Below are 18,942 nucleotides of genomic sequence, written 5' to 3' on the forward strand. Positions count from 1 at the left end.
CATAATATGGTCGGTGGTTATATTATCACCCAGCTTGATGACAACTTCCGCCCGCAACGTATCGGGCAAGGGTTCGAAATCCGGGAAGGGTACAATATTCGGACCGGTTTTTATTTCAATCTCCGAAGAGTCTTCCAACGGCGAGATGATGCCGGAATCATCCAGCAGGTACTGATCCGGGTTGCACACTCCAGGGCACTGCATGCGTTTGCCGAGATCCCGCGGGTCGGTGATCACACCGGCGAGCCCGGATGCGGCCGCTGTTTCCGGAGAGCAGAGATAGACCTTGTCACCCTTGGTACCGCTGCGGCCGGGGAAGTTACGGGGGAAGGTACGCAAACTCACCTGATTTGTCCCCGGTGCCTGCCCCATTCCAATGCATCCCAGACACCCTGACTGGTGAATGCTGACACCTGCCATCAGCAGCATCAAGACACCGCCATCCTGGGCAACATTTTCCAGTACCTGGCGACTGCCCGGATTGACATGAAAATGTACCCCGGGTGCCACACGGCTCCCTTCCACAATCCTGCAAACAGTCATCAGATCGCGGTATGATGAGTTGACCGAACTGCCCACAATGACCTGATCAACCTTGGTCCCCGCCACTTCACGCACAGTCACCACATTATCAGGTGACGAGGGACAGGCGATCAACGGCTCCAGCGCGGACAGGTCAATTTCGTCATACTCATCATAGGCAGCACCATCATCGGCTGTCAGCGTCTGCCAGCACGTTCCTCTGCCCTGCGACACAAGAAACTCGCGGGTTCGTTCATCTGACGGGAAAATGGACGAGGTGGCCCCCAGCTCAGCCCCCATATTGCCGATGGTCGCCCGGTCGGTGGCCGACAGTGTCGCAACCCCCGGGCCGTAATATTCGATTATCTTGCCGACGCCTCCCTTGACCGTATGACGACGCAACAATTCCAGAATGACATCCTTGCCCGAGACCCACTCGGGAAGCTGGCCGACCAGCTTGACTCCAAACACCTTGGGACAGGGCAGATTAAACGGATGTCCGGCCATGGCCAGTGCCACATCCAGACCGCCGGCGCCGATCCCGATCATTGAAAGACCTGCCGCGGTAGGCGTATGGGAATCGGCTCCAAGTAATATCTTGCCCGGCACATCAAAGCGCTCCAGATGCACCTGGTGGGAGACCCCGTTGCCCGGTTTGGACAGGTGCACCCCGAATTTCATGGCTGCACTCGTCAGGAAGACATGGTCGTCGGCGTTCTTGTAATCGGTCTGCAGCAGGTTGTGGTCAATGGACTGGGCGGCCAGTTCTACCTTGACCCGCGGCAACCCCATGGCGATAAACTCCAGCATGGCCATGGTGCCGGTGGCATCCTGCAGCAGGGTATGGTCAATCCGTATGGAGATCTCTGTACCCGGCTTCAGTTCACCTTCAACCAGGTGTGATTCAAGTATTTTAGTTGCAAGATTCTTTGCCATGTCACTAACCTCCTTCGATACTACCAGTATAAGCCACTTTCACCATCAAGAAACTCACATGGCGTAATCGTAACAAACCACATAGGTGCTGCTCAAATCATGCGTGTATCGCCTCTTTATGAACATCCAATGCCGCTTCCCTGATCGCTTCAGGCAGGGTCGGATGGGCATGGCAGGTCAGGGCGATATCCCGGGCGGTCCCACCGAAACTCATCACCGTAACCGCTTCTGTTATCAGGTCTGAGGCCCGCGGTCCGACGATGTGAACCCCCAGGACCCGGTCGCTTTCAGCATGGGCTAAAATCTTGACGAATCCCTCTGACTCATCCATGCAGCGGGACCGTCCGAGGGCGGCAAAGTTGAACCTGCCCGCCAGGTAGGGAACGCCGGATTCCTTGAGCTGCTCCTCGGTCTGTCCGACAAAAGCGGCTTCCGGCCAAGTATAACAGACGCCGGGTATGTAGTCATATTCAACAATTGAATGTTGACCGGCCATGAGCTCCACGCAGACAACACCCTCTTCGGATGCCTTATGAGCCAGCATCGGCCCCGCCACGAGGTCGCCGACAGCATAAATGCCCGCAACTGTGGTACGGTAGTCCGCATCCACAATCACCCGCCCCTTTTCATCACAGCTTACACCCAGATCATCCAGCCCCAGACCGGCTGTCAGCGGTTTACGTCCCACAGCCACCAGCACGCGGTCGCAATCGATCTCTTCACTGCCGCTGCCGTCGTTAAACTGCACTATCGCTTTGGTGCCGATGCGACGAATACCGGTGATCCGGGTGCCCAGCTTGAACTGGATCCCCTGCTTGCGCAATGAGCGGTACAAGATATCGGCTGCCTGGCGATCCATGGTCGGAAGGATCCGGGGCAGCATCTCGATGACCGTTACCTGAGCCCCCAGGCGTCGCCAGACAGAGCCCAGTTCGAGGCCGATATAGCCACCACCGGCCACGATCAGATGCTCGGGAAGCCTGTCAAACGAGAGCGCCTCCTTTGCGGTGACAATTACCTGACCATCCGGGGGAACAGCGGGAAGTGCGGCCGCTTCGCTGCCGGTAGCCAGCAACACCCGTTTGCCACGCAATGTAAGGTCACCCGCGCTATTTTCCACCTCCGGCTGATTGCTGCCGTCAGGAAGAGTCAACTGCCGGAGGGTCTTGACCGAAACCTCCTGCATTCCTTCAGCATCTGGCCCCTTCAGCAAGGCCGTTCCGGTAATATGTTCAATCCCGTTTTTTTTGAAAAGATAGATAATACCATCCGTCATTTTTTTTACAACGTCGTCCTTGCGACGCATCATGGCTGCCAGGTCAAGCCGGGGCGGATCAATGCCGATTCCATGCAGGGCGAACCTGTCCCGCGCCAGGGCAAACAGCTCGCTGGAATCAAGCAGCGCCTTGCTGGGAATGCAGCCCTCATTGAGGCAGACGCCGCCCAACGTGGTCCTTTTTTCAACCACCGCCACTTTCATACCCAGCTGGGCTCCCCGAATAGCGGCCACATATCCGCCAGGGCCGGCACCAATGACGATCAGATCAAAACATACTTTTTCAGGCATAGCTTCCCTCCGGTTTCTGCATGGATCGCCGCCATATTATGTACAGACAGCTTCAAATCTAGTTTGGATGCCGAAAAATTATTTCAAACGTGCCCCCCTGCAGTTTCTCCCATATTGAATGTGATGAAATCTGGGTCTGAGGCGCGTAGGCATCATAGAGGGTTGGCAGCGAAAACTTCAGGCCGAACAGCCCCTGATCGAGGATAAGACCTCTATTTTCAAGGCGCAGCTGATTTTCAGCCTGAAAATGTTCAGAACCTGCGCCTGCAGCAATTTCACAAGCTGCAGGGGAAACATTTGGCTGGCCACGATACGTCAGCAACTCCCCGATCACCTCTCTGGCCTTGCTGTTATTCTGTTGAGCCGCCTTACTGAGCCATTCGATCGCCTGGGCCTTGTCCTGGGCAACACCGTCACCGGAAAGCAGAACCATGCCGTAAGCCAGTTGCGCTTCCGCATACCCTGCAACTGCCGACTTCCTGAACCAGTCCGCGGCGGCCTGCCGGTCAACCTGCGAGCAGACACCCTGATAATAAAATGTCCCCATATAATACTGGGCGCGAACATCACCACGCTCGGCTGCTATCCGCATGAGCCGAACCGCTTCCGCCGGTTTCTGCGGCACACCTTCACCGAAATGATACATCAGGGACAGCATAAAGGCCGCACGGGGACTCTTTGTTGCTGCGGCGCGGTACCAGCGCACCTCCTCAGACCCATCTTTCGGCACACCATCACCTATCAGATACATGAACGCCAGGGTATACTGGGCATCGGGAACCTTGGCTTTTGCCTTTTGCTTTACGACAGCAACAACGCGCTCCCGGTCCTTCCGTTCCCCTCGACTCCCTTTTTCAAGGATTTTGAGCAACACAACCGCGCGATAGTCGTCGCCCGCTGAGGCTGCCAACAGGTATGACGTGGCCAGGGCCTTGTTCTTACTTACTCCTCGACCATACAGATAATGCTGCCCCAGAAGATACTGGGCGGCAGAATACCCTTCATCGGCGGAACTGCGAAGAAGTTCCAGGCCGCGGGTTTCATCCCTGGGCACCCCTTCTCCATGCAGATACATCAGCGCCAGAAAGTACGTGCCGACAGGTCCCCCCTGGTCTCCCGAGTTGAATTCGCGCAGCGCCGTAACGTAATCGCCTTTGCGGTAGGCCAGACGCCCTTCAATACTGCCGCCTACTGCGATCAGTGGAAGCAGCGTCAGTGCCAGCAGTGCCAGCAGTATCCTTGGCAGTTTCACCACGGGCCTTCTTACCCTTCCAACAGAAGTTCTTCCGGCTCTTCTATATATTCTTTGACCTTTTTCAAAAATCCAACCGCCTCGCGACCGTCAATGATGCGATGATCGTAGGACAGTGCCAGATACATCATCGGGCGTATAACAATCTGACCATCACGCACTACCGGTCGATCCTGGATAGCATGCATCCCGAGTACAGCGCTCTGTGGCGGATTCAAAATCGGGGTTGAAAGCATTGAACCGTACACACCGCCGTTGCTGATCGTAAAGGTGCCCCCGGTCAGATCGCTGATTGCAAGACGGTTGGTTGCAATCTTCTCCTTATATGTGACAATGGCCCGGTCAATTTCAAAGTATCTCATTTTGTCGACATCACGTAATACTGGCACGACCAGACCCTTTTCCGCACCAATGGCAATACCGATGTCATAGTAGTTGTGGAACACAAAATCGTCGCCATCGATACTGGCGTTTACCTCAGGAAACTCACGCAGGGCCTCCACGCAAGCCTTGACAAAAAACGGCATGAGCCCCAGGGGAGCGCCATGTAGTGCCGTAAAATGATCGCGGTATTTCGCGCGCAGGTTTGTTACCCTGGTTACATCCGCTTCATTGAAGGTTGTCAGCATGGCCGTCTGCTGGCGGACCGACACCATGCGCTCGGCTATCCGTTTGCGGATTGGAGACATGGCTTTGCGTACGTCACGGCGTACCTCATATGGAGGCGACTCCTCGCTGCGCACCGATAATTCTGGTACGGGGATATCATTTTGTATAGCAGCAGACGGCACGGAAACGCCCGGCTGCACCGCAGCCTGCTGCATGCCTGAAGCAGCCTCAGGTATGCGGCGGGCCTTCTCTTCGATGCGCGAGAACAGGTCATCCAGCGTTATCCGCCCCCCCCTGCCCGTACCGGCAACGGTGTCGGGATCAACACCCTGCTCGCGCATTTCTCGACGAATTGATGGCGATGTAGCCGTTGCCTTGACCTCGTCAACAGGGGAAAGCGATGCTGCGTCATCCGTTGCAAGAACCGGCGAAACGTTTGCAGCTCCCTCCTGTTCGGCAATTGATCCGATCACCGAACCGATGTTAACAGTGGTCCCTTCCGCAACCTGAATCGTGAGAGAACCGGCTGCATCCGCATGTACGTCCATTGTTATCTTGTCAGTCTCAATCTCACACAGCGGGTCATCTTTTTTCACCATATCCCCGGTTTTTTTAAACCACTTGGCAAGAAGGGCCTCCTGTACTGATTCACCCACCTCCGGAATCCGTATATCCATAATGTAGCTCCCTTACGTAGAGATGATACGTCGACACGTTACCTGAGGTTACACGTGCTGCTCATATTTTATATAATTTTGATCAATTCACCAGCAAAAAGGGCGACCATCTCACTCTGGTCGCCCCCGCTATTACTGTAATGTGATGAAATACTTACGCCTGTTCCTTCAAAAACTCACGCCCAAACGGTGACATCTGCCTGAGCCTGGCAATGATTGGTGGCATTTCCTGAATAACCGTATCGACTTCAGCATCGGTCGTAAAGCGGGATAGTGAAAAACGAATCGATCCATGGGCACAGGTAAAAGGCACACCCATGGCACGCAGTACATGGGACGGCTCAAGCGAACCGGAGGTACAGGCGCTGCCGGACGAAGCACAGATGCCCAATTCAGACAGCAACATCAGAATGGCCTCACCTTCTACGAACTCGAAAGCAATCGAGGTGGTATTGGGCAAACGCTCAGCTCCGCCGCCATTGATCCGGGCATGGGGAATGGCCGCCATCAAGGCATCCTGCAAACGGTCTCGCAGAGCCTTTACCGTTGTGTTCTCGGCTTCCATATGCAGCCCGGCCAGTTCACAGGCCTTTCCCAGTGCAATAATGGCAGCAGCATTTTCAGTTCCGGCCCGACGGCTCTTCTCCTGATGCCCCCCCACCAGAAACGGTCGATAGGGAGTACCCTTGCGCAGATAGAGAACGCCAATCCCCTTGGGGGCGTGCAGCTTGTGACCAGAGAGGGACAGCATGTCAATTTGCGAGGTTTTCATATTGATTGGAATCTTTCCAACCGCCTGCACAGCATCAGTATGAAAGAGCGCACCTTTAGCCTTGGCTATGGCTGCCGCCTCTTCAACGGGGAACATCACACCGGTCTCGTTGTTGGCCCACATCAAAGAGACAATTGCGGTGTCGTCATCGACTGCAGACTTCAGTTCCTCCATATCCAGGCGCCCGGCACCGTCCACACCGATTTCAGTTACACGGTAGCCCTTCTGGGTCAGGTTGCGACACTGGGTCAGCACGGCCGGGTGTTCAACCCGACTGGTGATGACGTGTCGTCGATCAGGAAACACCTCCAGTGCCGAACGGATGGCAGCGTTGTCACTCTCGGTACCGCAGGCCGTGAAGACAATCTCCTCCGGCGAAGCACCCAGGAGATTCGCCACGCGCCCCCTGGCCTCGGTCACCTTTCCCTGCACCTGACCTCCAAAAAAATGCATTGAGCTTGGATTGCCGTAAAGTTCGCAAAAATAGGGGCGCATCTCTTCGAAGACCGCTTCGTCCACTTTGGTGGTGGCATTATTGTCGAAATAGATCTCTTTCATACTGAGACCTCCTCAACAACAATATCTTCGGCCACCAGGTCACGCAGCTTGATTTCGACCATGCGGGCGGTGTTGCCGGATGAAGCGCAGCCGGCACAGGCTTTGCGGAAAGCAACCTGCACCTTTGAACCATCGATATCGATCAGTTCCAGATCTCCACCATCAGCCCACAACAGCGGCCGGATATCTCGCTCAAGCACCTCCTGGATCAGCTGCATCTTTTTCATGTTGGAGAGTTTCTCGGGGCGCTTGCGCGGCTCCTCGGGACGAGTCCCCATGACTTCATCAATCAGTTCCTTGATCTTCGGGATGCAGCCGCCGCAGCCGCCACCGGCCTTGGTGAAGTGGGTTACCTGCTCAGGCGTGGTCAGACGGTTGGTCTCGATTACCTTCTTCAGAAAGACATCGGTAATACCGAAACACTTGCAGACAACCGTACCCTCCTGGTCGGGATAGGCCGGACCGTGATCATGGTCATGGCTGTGCACGGGCAATTCATGTCCGCGGAACTTGGCAATAGCTACCTCCAGCGCCTCTTGCCCCATCACCGAACAATGCATCTTTTCTTCCGGCAGGCCGCCCAGAAAATCGGCGATATCCTGATTGCTTATGGCCAGGGCCTCGTCCAGATTTTTCCCCTTGACCATCTCGGTGAGGGCCGATGAAGAAGCGATTGCACTGGCGCAACCAAAGGTCTGAAATTTGGCGTCGACGATCTTGTCCTTGTTTTCATCCAGTTTCAGATACAGTTTGAGCGCATCTCCGCAGGCCAGGCTACCGACTTCGCCAACTGCATCGGCATCAGGGATATCCCCCACATTACGAGGGTTGAGAAAATGATCTTTAACTACCGGTGTATAATCCCACATGACTTTGTAGCCTCCAGATTAAGTTGTATGTAATTCAGTCAGCGTTTTCACTACTGCCAGCTTTGACCCGCAGCCTCTATGCCGCAGGTCAGTAGTTACCCCAGAATGAACTTCTTGCCGGCCTCTATGACCTCTGCCAGGCGGGCATCATTGGCTGCCTCTCCATAAAGACGCACTACCGGTTCGGTGCCGGATTTTCGGAACAGGATCCAGCTGCCGTCGGCAAGAATCAACTTGGTTCCATCAATCCTGATGATCTCCTTGACCCTGGCACCGGCAATTTCAGCAGGCACTGCGTCGACTTTGTCGGCATACACAGTTTCCAGTTCCGGGGAAAGCTTGAGGTTGTCACGGCGCGTAACGACCCTGCCAACCTCACCGTACAATCGTTCCAGCAATTCCCGTACCGTTTTACCTTCACGGGCAACCATCTCGGCCACCAGAAAGCAGGCCAGGATGCCGTCTTTTTCAGGCACATGGCCGCGGATAGTGAGCCCGGCACTTTCTTCACCGCCAATAACAAGTTTGTCCTGACTGATCAGTTCGCCGATATACTTGAACCCTACAGGTGTCTCATAAACAGGCACACCATGTTTTTTTGCCACTGCATCGATCAGATGAGACGTCGCGACACTTCGGGCAACGCCTCCCTCCATTTTGCGCACACGGATCAGATAGTCAAGGAGCAGGGCGATGATATAGTTGGGCTCGATGTAGCTTCCATCAGCATCAAGAATTCCAAAACGATCCGCATCGCCATCGGTGGCAATCCCCAGTCTGATGGCCGGATCCCCTTTTACCAGAGAGATGAAATCGGGAATATGCTTCTCGGCCGGTTCAGGAGGATGGCCGCCAAAATATGGATCAGGATTACCGTTGATGAGTGTATAGGCAATGCCGTGTGCGCTCAAAGGTCCATCCAGATAACCACGACCGGTACCGTACAGAGTATCAACCCCGAGTTTTCCGATGCTCTTGATGGCATCGAAATCGATTTTTGTTTCAAGGTCCGCCAGATAGGCCGGACGGGGATCAATACGCTCCACCAGTCCGTTTCGCAGGGCCACATCAAGCTGAACCTCTTTATAGCAAACCTCGCCCAGCATTTCGTTGGCGCGCCGCTCGATATCCTGAGTGGTTTCCGGCAGGGCCGGCCCTCCCCAGGAAGGAGAGAACTTTACACCGTTATATTCAGGAGGATTATGGCTGGCGGTGAAATTTACCGCGCCCGCGGCTCCACGACGCAGGATTTCAAAGGAGATGACCGGTGTCGGCGTATCCCGGTCGCACAGGTATGATTTTATTCCCGCTCCGGCAAAGACGCGGGCAGCTTCCTGAGCAAAGCGCTGTCCCATAAAACGTGTATCATAACCGATGACAACACCCTTGTGCTGTTCGCCGGCAGCAATCAGGTTGTCTGCAATCGCCTGGATGACCGCCTTGACATTGTCAAACGTGAAATCCTCGCACATAATACCGCGCCAACCGGACGTTCCGAAGGCAATACGCGTCATTTAAAACCTCCTGACCATAATAAGACAGCATTTGTCGTATTACAATAGTACACCAACGCCCGCCCGTCAAGTCAAAGAGCCGTTTATATAAAGGATTTTTCCTGTTGACTTTTTTCATCCATACTTGTTAGAGTTAAATTTCAATTCAGCACACATTCAGGAGGAAGAAGCATGCAGTGTCAGACAGTACTTCCAGGTACCGAATGTACCTTTTGGGGTAAGCAAGGTTGTATTTTTACGGATGGTTCCTGCCAGACGATCGTTGAGAATTGTGAGGGCTGTGAGCGGATCGTCACCGGTTCTATCGGCCAGGTGTGCAGCGCCTATCCGGCACCCGCCAAAAAATGGAACAACGGGATCTGCAATTTTGCCAGCCACGTCAAAATCGAGATCAAGGTTGATGATACGAAGGTCAACCCGCTGAAGGCATCCAAAAAGGCTTCAGGCGGCAGCAAGAAAAAGTAGTAATAGTTACAACCAGCAGGCACAAGGGGGGATGTTCATTCATCCCCCTTTTTCTTTATTACTTCGCCAGTAAATGCACCCTGTTTATCAGGTCAAGGAGCACGTTATGCCATTTGACACACTCAACTGCCCCGCCTGTGGTTCAGTAGTCAAACAATATCGCAATCCCTTTCCAACAGTGGATATCATAATCGAAATCCAGGACGGGATTGTGCTGATTGAACGCAAAAACCCTCCCTATGGCTGGGCTCTGCCTGGCGGTTTTGTGGATTACGGCGAAAGCCTGGAAACTGCAGCAGTGCGCGAAGCGCGCGAGGAGACATCACTGGACATAAGCAATCTGAGTTTATTGGGGTGTTATTCAGATCCCGGGCGGGATAAACGGGCGCATACCATCTCAACTGTCTATGTCGCAACAGGGCACGGAACGCCACAAGCCGCTGACGATGCCGTTAATTTGAAAGTTTTCAAAGTTGCTGACCTGCCGGAAGTTCTCTGCTTCGATCATGCAGCAATTCTGGCCGATTATGCAGCCACAATAAGATGATCACCCATCATGTAATCTTGATCATATCCCGGTGGTTAGTTTTCAGCAGCTCAAAGAGCTCATCAGGGGGCAATGGCCGACTAAAAAGATAACCCTGCACCTGATCACAGTTATTCAGTTTAAGAAATTCATACTGGGCCTGGGTTTCAACCCCTTCTGCAATAACATTCAATTTCAAGCTGTTTCCCATGGCAATAATGGCAGTAGCGATTGCCGCATCGGTGGAACTAAGTTCTACGTCACGCACGAACGACTTGTCAATTTTCAGCGTATTGACTGAAAAACGCTTCAGATGCGACAGGGAGGAATATCCGGTCCCGAAATCATCAATCGAGATGTGAATACCAAGATCAGTGATGACTGACAGGACTGAAACGGCAAAATCAGGATTCTGCATGATCACGCTCTCGGTGATCTCCAGCTCAAGCTGTTCCGGCAACATGCCGGTCTCTTTCAAGACCCTTCGGATTGTGGCGAGCAGCGCTGTATGCTGCAGTTGATACCCGGACAGGTTCACCGCCACCCTCAAATCCATAAACCCTTCGGATTGCCACTTTACGTTTTGAAGACAGGACTCCCGCAGGACCCATTCCCCCAACTGCATGATCAGTCCGTTCTCTTCTGCCAGCTGGATAAACTCCACCGGCGACAGGAGTCCCAGTTCGGGATGTTCCCAACGTACCAGAGCCTCCATAGCAACAATCCGGCCAGAGGCCACATCCACTTTCGGCTGGTAATACACCCGGAATTCGTTCTGTTCCAGCCCGCGTCGAAGACTGTTGGATATGACAAATCGCCGCGAAGCATTCTGGTCCATGTCATCATTGTAAAACTGGACATTATTGCGCCCCAATGATTTGGCATAATACATGGCGATATCTGCCTTCTTCATCATGTCATCCGTATCCTCACCGTCATCAGGATACATGCATACACCGAGGCTGGTCGAAACAAACAGTTCATGGTCATGCAATTTAAATGGCAGAGTCAGCGATTTCAGCACCTTATCTGCAAGCAGCTCTGCATCACTGTGACTATTAACGCTCGTAAGCAGGATGATAAATTCATCACCGCCAATACGGGCGACAGTATCTGTTTCCCGTAATGTCCGCTTCAAACGTGCAGCCACCATGCGCAACAGCTCGTCACCCACCGAATGTCCCAACGTATCATTGATCATCTTGAACCGATCAAGATCCAGAAACAGCACGGCAAAAAGACTGTTCATTCTGTGAGAAAATGCCTTGGCCTGCTGCAGGCGGTCCTCCAACAGAACCCGGTTTGGCAAGCCGGTCAAAATATCGTGGTGAGCAAGTTTATACAGTTCATGCTGAGCAATTTTTCGCTCGGTAATATCCCGGCACACACCCCAAAGAGTAGTCATGCCAGCCCCGTGAGAGCTGGAGGAAAGACTCATCTCAACATAGATGGAATCAACTCCCCCCGAATGGAGCTGCAATTCGACATGGCCAAGCTGGCTATCGTTTTTCAAACCATCGAACTGTTTTCTGAGGTTGTCTCGTGCGCCGGGGGCAATGAAATCAAACAGGTTGCGACTACCAAGATCTGCATCTTTAAATGCAAACGCCTCACAGCAGATCGTATTGGCATAGAGTATATGACCATCCGGACTGCAACAGAATATCAGATCATTGGCCGAATTAATGAAACCAAGCAGCGCATCTTCCCCCTCCTTGATCCGTGCGCGATCACGGCGCAGCACATCCATGACAAATGCACCGATCAGGGCCACCGTGGCGTTCATACCGGCCACCCAGAGCCACTGCAGCATCTGAAACAGGAAATCCTCGTACAGCGAAGCATCAATAAACGGCATTGCAATCGGGTTCAGGACATGAAATCCTTCCATCAGCAACAAAGCGCCATACAATACCGCTCCAAATGTACCGATCAACCAGACATCCCGCTTATCTTCAAAAAGAAATGCCGACTCCAGCGTTACCAGCAGGTAGACCGGCCAGAACCAGCTGACTATGCCGCCGGTAAAATGGATCAGCACCGTTACACACAACAGATCGAGCCCGATCTGGACATGAATGAGGCTGGTAAAACGGCGGAGCAAGGTACACGACCTGCTGAGTGCAACATTGTAAAGTACGACGACAGCAACGGACAGCAGGAGGTAGGAGGTTTGCTCCAAACCGAAACAAAACCCGAGACTGCTCATGGAAAAACTCAGCGCCGCACAGAGACCGTAGAGCGCAACAACGATCAGCATGATCCAGCGGGTTCGTGCGACCATCAAAACCCTGGAACAAAGGTCGTCGAATCGTTCCACTTCCCGTCGTTGTAACGGGTCGGCAATACCCTCGATAGTCTTGGAGAGGGAACTCATCCACGATCGATTTTGTTTGGCTGTCCTGAAATCCATGTTAAATATCCTTCTGGGGAGGGCCTGCTAAAAACTGGAGTTCAGGCTCGGCTTCCAATAGTTCCAGCTCGGTGCAATAATGATAAAACAGCATTAGTCCTTCCAGATGCCGCCCGTCAAGATCCCATGAAATATTTTCACGCCAATAATCCACAAGCCGGTCTGTCCCGATCCAGGAGGCTTCGGGAGAACTCTCGGCTATGGACTGAAGGTTATTTCGAGCGTATTCCTTTGCTGCCAACAACTTCATGGTCAGATCTGCCACTTCAGCATAACAGGCTTCGGCCATCTGCCTTCTGCAGAGCCACAGTGCAAACACAAACGGCAAACCGGTCCACGTGAACCACAGCTGGCCCAGATCAAATACGAGTAAATTCGATTCGAGGTATGATGCGCGCAATGCTGCATCGCCGATTAATAATAATGCGGGGGCGTCTCGCAGAGCTTCGTCGAAAGAAGATGTTTGTACCGAATAACTGCAGCGGCAGCCGAAACGTTTTTCCAGAAGGATTTTCAGCAGATTTACCGAGGTAGCAGATTCGGAACTGAGCATGATATTTCGGCCATCCAGAGCCTCAAGAGGTACACGGGAAAAAAGCAGGACACTTCCGACAGCACCTACGCTGCTGATCGACAGATCCGGCAGAATCAGGTAGCGCTCGGGATGGAGCGCATATTCAATTGAGGATGACGGGCAGACGTCAACCCCCCCCCCAGAAAGCAGGGCATTCAGCTGGGCAGGAACCCCCCCGACAAGCTGGTAGCAATCACTGAAACCATCTTTCAATAACGCATTGAAAATGGGGGTACAGTTGGCATACTCTATGCGGCCGATCCGTAGCATCAGCGTGAATTCTTGTAAAATTTATCAACATCGGCCTCAACAACCCGAATCCCCTCACGCTCCAGCAGTTCACCATCCAACTGCCATAGCAGCGTGATCGCATTGTTATACGAAACAAGCGCATTTATTTGGTTATTCTTGGCAGCGGCCAGATCGTTTTCAACATCCAGGACATCCTTTGTTGTGGCAAGTCCTACCTCGTTTTTTCGAATAAAGGCCTTCAGTCGCTCTTCGGCGTAGGCCCGACCCCGCTCAGCAACCTCGATCTGTTTATACCCGGTAGCAACACCACGAATTGCTGCCATTACATCTGTAGTTGCGCCAGCTTCAAGACTCTTGATCTGGAGTGCCGTTTGTTCAGTCTTAAGGCGGCTCTTGCGATAATCGTTTTCAGCCGCCCGGTTGCCGAGCGGATAAGAAAAATTCAGACCGATTGACCAATAGGGTGAGTCAAGCGTCCCTAATTTTTCGAATTCGCGGGAGTAGGTGCGGGCCTGGGCAGCAAGGCCGGCCGTTGCAACAAACTTGAGGTCGGGCTTGATATTATTCCCGAAAACGCGGGTCTGCAGCTCATTGATTTCAAGAGTACGTTTCAATTCCTTAATGTCTGGACGGTTCAAGGCCCGCCTGATAACGTCTTCTTCAGAAACCGGATACAGCTCCCGCATGGGTGGGTCTGCCACTGCAATATCGGAGCGGCCCTCAATCTGCAGCAGCAGACGCAGTACGTCAAGCTGGTCACTGAGTGCCTTTTCAACATCAATGACATCCTTTTCCCGAGAAACGGCGCCAAATTCAGCGTTAAGGATTTCCATCGCCGGCAGCACACCGGCATCAACCCGGGCCTTGGTTTCATTCAGAATCTTGCGGGCCAGTTCCAGAGAAACCTTTCTAACCTGCAGCTGTTCACGCAGATTGTAGAGCTTGAAATATTCCGTCCGCACCTGCGCCACGGTATTTAACAGTCGCGTGTTCAGATGCTCGAACGAGGCATACTTCGAAAGCCGGGAAATGGTTATATTGATCTCGGTATTTTCACGACCGGCATTCTTGAGGAGCGGCTGACTGAACGATACACCGAGTTGCGACTCCCAATAATACGGCACATTGCTTGCTGAATTCGTAGTGGTATATCGGTTCCTGTACACAGCAGAAGCCGTACCTCCGGTCCATAGCAGCTGGGACAGAGACGCATTTGCGTCAAACGTCTGACCATTGATGGTGGAAGCAGAGTTAAGAGAGGGTGACGTTGAATCAGCATACGTCGTTTCGAGCACCAGGAATGGGTCATAGATTGACCTGCTGCGATTAATGTCCGCCTCAAATTGTGCCGGATTGTAGTACTCCGCACGGACATCGAGATTCTTCTCGGCAGCCATCCGGATGGCTTCGGTCAAGGAGAGGTTCAGGGGAGCAGCGTTTGCAATGGAAGCTGACGGCAGCCATACCAATAGTAACGATATCAGGGAGACACGTTTCACAGATTATTCCTTTCAGAAAAAAAACAAGGCGAGATCAATAATCTCGCCCCTTATAGCATAAATTTCAGAAAATTTCTAATCCCTGTTTTCTACATAATCGGCATAATCATCAGCTGTCATGAGGCCCTTCATTTCATCCGTGTCGTCCAGGGCGACCTCCACCAGCCAGCCACCGTCATAGGGGTCATCATTCAGCAGGGTCGGACTGTCAAGCACCTCCTGGTTGACACTGACGACAACTCCACTGAAGGGAGCATAAATATCCGCCACGGTCTTGCGGGCCTCAATGGAACCGATTGAATCGTCCTGCTCAACCTCATCCCCTTCATCCGGCAACTCGACTCCGGATATGGCCCCCAACTCCTCCTGGGCGTAATCGGTAATTCCGATTACAGCACTGTTACCCTCAACCCGAACCCACACATGCTCTTTGGAATATTTCAGCTCTTCGGGAAAGTCCATACTCGCTACTCCAATACGATCCTTTCAAGGAACGATGTGTCAATATTGCCTTCGATGAAATCCTTATTGGCCATGATACGTTTGTGAAAGAAGATAGTCGTCTTGATCCCGTCGATCATATATTCATCCAGAGCCCTGGCCATGCGTTTGATAGCCTCATCGCGTGTGTCGGCGTGCACAATCAGCTTACCGATCAACGAGTCATAATGAGGCACTACGGAGTACTGGTCATACACAAAGGAATCCACGCGCACCCCCAGGCCTCCGGGAGGGTGATAGGCCGTGATCTTACCGGGACAGGGAGTAAATTTAAAGGGGTCTTCGGCATTGATGCGACACTCTATGGCATGCCCCCTGATCTGGATATCCTCCTGTTTGTAGCGCAGAGGAAGTCCGGCAGCAGACCGGATCTGTTCACGTACGATGTCAACACCGGTAACCATTTCAGTCACCGGATGCTCAACCTGAACCCGCGTGTTCATCTCCATAAAGTAAAAATTGTTGTTTTTGTCCACTAAAAACTCGATCGTGCCGACACTGTTGTATCCGACTGCTGCTGCAGCCCTGACAGCCGCCTCTCCCATTGCTTTACGGATTTCAGGTGTGACGACCGTAGAGGGGGCTTCTTCGATAAGTTTTTGATGACGGCGCTGAATAGAGCAGTCACGCTCGCCAAGATGAATGACATTACCATGCTTGTCGGCCAGAATCTGAATTTCAACATGGCGCGGCTGTTCGCAATACTTCTCGATATAAACTTCCGGGTTGCCGAATCCAGCCTGAGCTTCGGCGCGGGCCGTTGCAAAGGCATTGGGCAAGGTTGCCTGGGAGTGCACAATTTTCATTCCGCGACCGCCGCCACCGGCTGTGGCCTTGATGATAACCGGAAAACCTATTTCCTTAGCCACCTTGACGGCATCTTCAACTGAATGTACGCCTTCCTTGGTCCCGGGCAGGATCGGAACGCCCTGCTTGATGACGGCCTGACGGGCACTGATCTTGTCACCCATGATCCGCATGCTCTCGGCAGTTGGGCCAATAAAGACTATGCCGCATTTTTCACATACCTCAGCGAAGTTGGCATTTTCGGACAGGAATCCGTATCCGGGATGAATCGCTTCGGCATCGGTCAATTCTGCGGCACTGATGATGGCGTTGATATTGAGATAACTCAATGCACTGGAAGCAGGACCGATACAGACGCTTTCGTCGGCCAGCTTGACATGCAGGGAATGAATGTCGGCCTGTGAATAGACTGCTACCGTCTTGATGCCCATCTCTTTGCAGGCACGGATAATACGGATGGCAATCTCACCACGGTTGGCGATAAGAATTTTATGGAACATACTACACCCTTTCGACTATAAAGAGCGGATCGCCGAACTCAACTGATTGGGCGTTTTCCTTGCAAATCTTGACGATCTTGCAGCGATACTCTGATTCGATTTCATTCATGAGTTTCATGGCTTCCACGATGCAGAGCACCTGTCCCTTCTCAACAACCTGCCCGACTTCCACGTAGGGAGCAGCATCCGGTGCCGGGGCACGGTAGAATGATCCAACGATTGGCGAATTAACCGTCTCGCCGGCCTCGACAGCTGCCACGACGGCAGCTGGTGCACCCACGGCAGCCGCTGGTGACGCTGCCGCCTGCGGGGCAGCAGAAAACATCTGTGCCGCAGGAGCAGCAACATTAATATATTCCGTTTTGGGACCACGACGAATAACGATCTTCTCTTCCGAATTATCAAGTTCAAATTCAGTGATGTCGGTTTCCGTAATCATCTTTACCAATAACTTCAAATCCTTGATGTCCATCATGTGTCTCCTTTAAATTCAATGGTGTCGATGATGCAATGACCAACCTATCAGGGCCGTCTGCACGGCCTACAACTCAATCAGTTCTTTGGGGGCCTGCGTGAGCACAACACATCCATCAGCCGTAACAGCTACCGTGTCTTCAATCCTGACTCCGCCAAAACCGGGAATATAGATGCCCGGTTCAATGGTGAAAACCATGCCTTCTTCTACAACTGCGTTACTGCGAGGTGATACAACAGGTTTTTCATGGATATCCAGTCCTACTCCGTGTCCCAGGCCATGCCCGAAACAATCTTCATAGCCCTGTTGCCGTATGTAACTCCGTGCGACCTCATCAAGATCCACACACCGTATCCCGGGTTTGACCGCTGCGATCGCCCTGTCATGCGCTTCCTTGACAATTGCGTGGATCTCGCGGCCACGATCGCTGGTACGACCAAGTGAAACAGTAACGGTTTCATCCGAATAGTAGCCGTCTTTGACGGCACCGAAATCGATGGTCACCATTTCACCCTGACAGAGCGTCTTGCCAGATGCGCGACCATGCGGCATTGCGCCACGTTCGCCCGAAGCCACGATAAAATCAAATGCCCTGGCATCGGCACCACGCCGGCGCATTTCCATCTCAAGCGCCAAAGCGAACTCAGATTCCCTGATTCCAGGCTTGAGTGACACAAGAGCTGACTGTAAAGAGGCGGATGCCAATGCGGCAACTCCACTCAGAATCTCAATTTCACCCTGATCCTTGCAGGAGCGGATGGCATCCAGCGAAGCACCGATACCCACCAACTCGCAACCGATCAGACGCTCGGTCAGCTGTCTGAAATCCGAGACAACCGTATGGCTGGACTCGAAGCCAATCCGCAGGAACTTCTGGTCGGAAATCAGCGAGCAGATCGCTTCATACTTGGCGGAATACTCCCTGATCTCAGCACAACCCACCTCAGCAGCGGCCTGGGTGGTATAACGGGAGTCACACAGAAACCAGGCCTGATCACGTGTCAGCAGCAACGCACCGTCAGAACCGCTGAATCCGCACAAATAACGGATATTCGTGAGATTTGTGAATAAGAGTACATCCAAAGCATTATCTTCAAAGAACGGTGTGAGGCGAGAGCGTCTGTTTTTTAGCATAAATGAAACCAACTCTACAAACTGTTTTTACATGAGGTGAATAAATATCGGGATGACAATGTATTGACGACCTAAACAAGCATTATCAGTTTTTAAGATGGCTAAAAATGGCACGTAATCCGAGCAGATAACTTTCGCAGCCGAATCCGCAGATTTGACCAATCGCCAGAGGGGCTGTCAGGCTGACATGGCGGAACCCCTCACGCCGATAGACATTGGATAGATGCACTTCAACAAACGGCAACCCGATTGAAGCGAGTGCGTCACGAATGGCAATGCTGGTGTGGGTGTACGCGGCCGGATTGATCAGGATGCCGTCATACTCGCCCGAGGCCGACTGAATAGTATCTATCAGGTCGCCCTCGGAGTTGGATTGGTAAAATGCGACCGTACAGCCGAGATCAGCTGCCAACGTGGCTATTGACTGGTTTATCTCTGCCATGGTCAGGGTGCCATACACATCGGGCTCACGCTTTCCAAGCAGATTAATGTTGGGGCCATGCAGAACAATAATCTTCAT

General features: G+C 52.7%; 17 protein-coding genes (1 of these 17 only partly in view). 2 read left to right on the top strand and 15 right to left on the bottom strand.

The features are described from left to right. The 7 genes from ACOCF6_RS02160 to ACOCF6_RS02190 form a co-directional block, all read right to left on the bottom strand. Positions 1-1,458 carry the 5' portion of an aconitate hydratase gene (locus ACOCF6_RS02160; protein WP_482458745.1) on the bottom strand. Its footprint begins 474 nt before the window's first position, so 1,458 of the gene's 1,932 nt are visible here — the first part of the coding sequence; the start codon lies at positions 1,456-1,458; the stop codon falls past the left edge of the window. Between the two features lie 97 nt (positions 1,459-1,555). Then, a complete protein-coding gene (gene lpdA / locus ACOCF6_RS02165; protein ID WP_482458746.1) occupies positions 1,556-3,025 on the bottom strand; it encodes a dihydrolipoyl dehydrogenase in 1,470 nt (489 codons plus the stop codon). 58 nt (positions 3,026-3,083) lie between these two features. Continuing rightward, positions 3,084-4,277: a tetratricopeptide repeat protein gene (locus ACOCF6_RS02170; protein WP_482458747.1), complete on the bottom strand. Its 1,194-nt coding sequence runs from the start codon at positions 4,275-4,277 to the stop codon at positions 3,084-3,086. 11 nt (positions 4,278-4,288) lie between these two features. Continuing rightward, entirely contained in the window at positions 4,289-5,563 is a 1,275-nt protein-coding gene (gene odhB / locus ACOCF6_RS02175) for a 2-oxoglutarate dehydrogenase complex dihydrolipoyllysine-residue succinyltransferase (RefSeq protein WP_482458748.1), read from the bottom strand. A 154-nt stretch (positions 5,564-5,717) separates the two neighbouring features. Next, entirely contained in the window at positions 5,718-6,893 is a 1,176-nt protein-coding gene (nifS, locus tag ACOCF6_RS02180) for a cysteine desulfurase NifS (protein WP_482458749.1), read from the bottom strand. Further along, entirely contained in the window at positions 6,890-7,762 is an 873-nt protein-coding gene (nifU, locus tag ACOCF6_RS02185; RefSeq protein WP_482458750.1) for a Fe-S cluster assembly protein NifU, read from the bottom strand. Before nifU ends, nifS begins: the two co-directional genes overlap by 4 nt. A gap of 95 nt (positions 7,763-7,857) precedes the next feature. After that, positions 7,858-9,276: a phosphoglucomutase/phosphomannomutase family protein gene (locus tag ACOCF6_RS02190; RefSeq protein ID WP_482458751.1), complete on the bottom strand. Its 1,419-nt coding sequence runs from the start codon at positions 9,274-9,276 to the stop codon at positions 7,858-7,860. Positions 9,277-9,447: 171 nt separating this feature from the next. On the opposite strand from ACOCF6_RS02190, the gene ACOCF6_RS02195 reads away from it, so the two are divergent. Next, on the top strand, positions 9,448-9,741 hold the full coding sequence (locus tag ACOCF6_RS02195) for a PxxKW family cysteine-rich protein (RefSeq protein WP_482458752.1): 294 nt from the start codon (positions 9,448-9,450) through the stop codon (positions 9,739-9,741). 106 nt (positions 9,742-9,847) lie between these two features. Next, positions 9,848-10,288 (top strand): NUDIX domain-containing protein, encoded by a 441-nt coding sequence (locus tag ACOCF6_RS02200; protein ID WP_482458753.1) that lies wholly within the window; start codon positions 9,848-9,850, stop codon positions 10,286-10,288. Between the two features lie 7 nt (positions 10,289-10,295). Here ACOCF6_RS02200 and ACOCF6_RS02205 read toward each other — a convergent pair whose 3' ends face one another. The 8 genes from ACOCF6_RS02205 to aroQ form a co-directional block, all read right to left on the bottom strand. Beyond that, positions 10,296-12,680, bottom strand: coding sequence for a putative bifunctional diguanylate cyclase/phosphodiesterase (locus ACOCF6_RS02205; protein WP_482458754.1), 2,385 nt, complete (start codon positions 12,678-12,680; stop codon positions 10,296-10,298). A gap of 1 nt (position 12,681) precedes the next feature. After that, positions 12,682-13,524, bottom strand: a complete 843-nt coding sequence (locus ACOCF6_RS02210) for a menaquinone biosynthesis protein (protein WP_482458755.1) — start codon at positions 13,522-13,524, stop codon at positions 12,682-12,684. Next, a complete protein-coding gene (locus ACOCF6_RS02215) occupies positions 13,524-15,005 on the bottom strand; it encodes a TolC family protein (RefSeq protein WP_482458756.1) in 1,482 nt (493 codons plus the stop codon). Before ACOCF6_RS02215 ends, ACOCF6_RS02210 begins: the two co-directional genes overlap by 1 nt. A gap of 75 nt (positions 15,006-15,080) precedes the next feature. Further along, a complete protein-coding gene (gene gcvH / locus ACOCF6_RS02220) occupies positions 15,081-15,467 on the bottom strand; it encodes a glycine cleavage system protein GcvH (protein WP_482458757.1) in 387 nt (128 codons plus the stop codon). Positions 15,468-15,472: 5 nt separating this feature from the next. After that, positions 15,473-16,813: an acetyl-CoA carboxylase biotin carboxylase subunit gene (gene accC, locus ACOCF6_RS02225; RefSeq protein WP_482458758.1), complete on the bottom strand. Its 1,341-nt coding sequence runs from the start codon at positions 16,811-16,813 to the stop codon at positions 15,473-15,475. Position 16,814: 1 nt separating this feature from the next. Further along, positions 16,815-17,285: an acetyl-CoA carboxylase biotin carboxyl carrier protein gene (gene accB, locus ACOCF6_RS02230; RefSeq protein WP_482463244.1), complete on the bottom strand. Its 471-nt coding sequence runs from the start codon at positions 17,283-17,285 to the stop codon at positions 16,815-16,817. A 69-nt stretch (positions 17,286-17,354) separates the two neighbouring features. Next, positions 17,355-18,422: a M24 family metallopeptidase gene (locus ACOCF6_RS02235; RefSeq protein ID WP_482458759.1), complete on the bottom strand. Its 1,068-nt coding sequence runs from the start codon at positions 18,420-18,422 to the stop codon at positions 17,355-17,357. 85 nt (positions 18,423-18,507) lie between these two features. Beyond that, a complete protein-coding gene (aroQ, locus tag ACOCF6_RS02240; protein ID WP_482458760.1) occupies positions 18,508-18,942 on the bottom strand; it encodes a type II 3-dehydroquinate dehydratase in 435 nt (144 codons plus the stop codon).

This window comes from Geobacter psychrophilus (assembly GCF_056821595.1).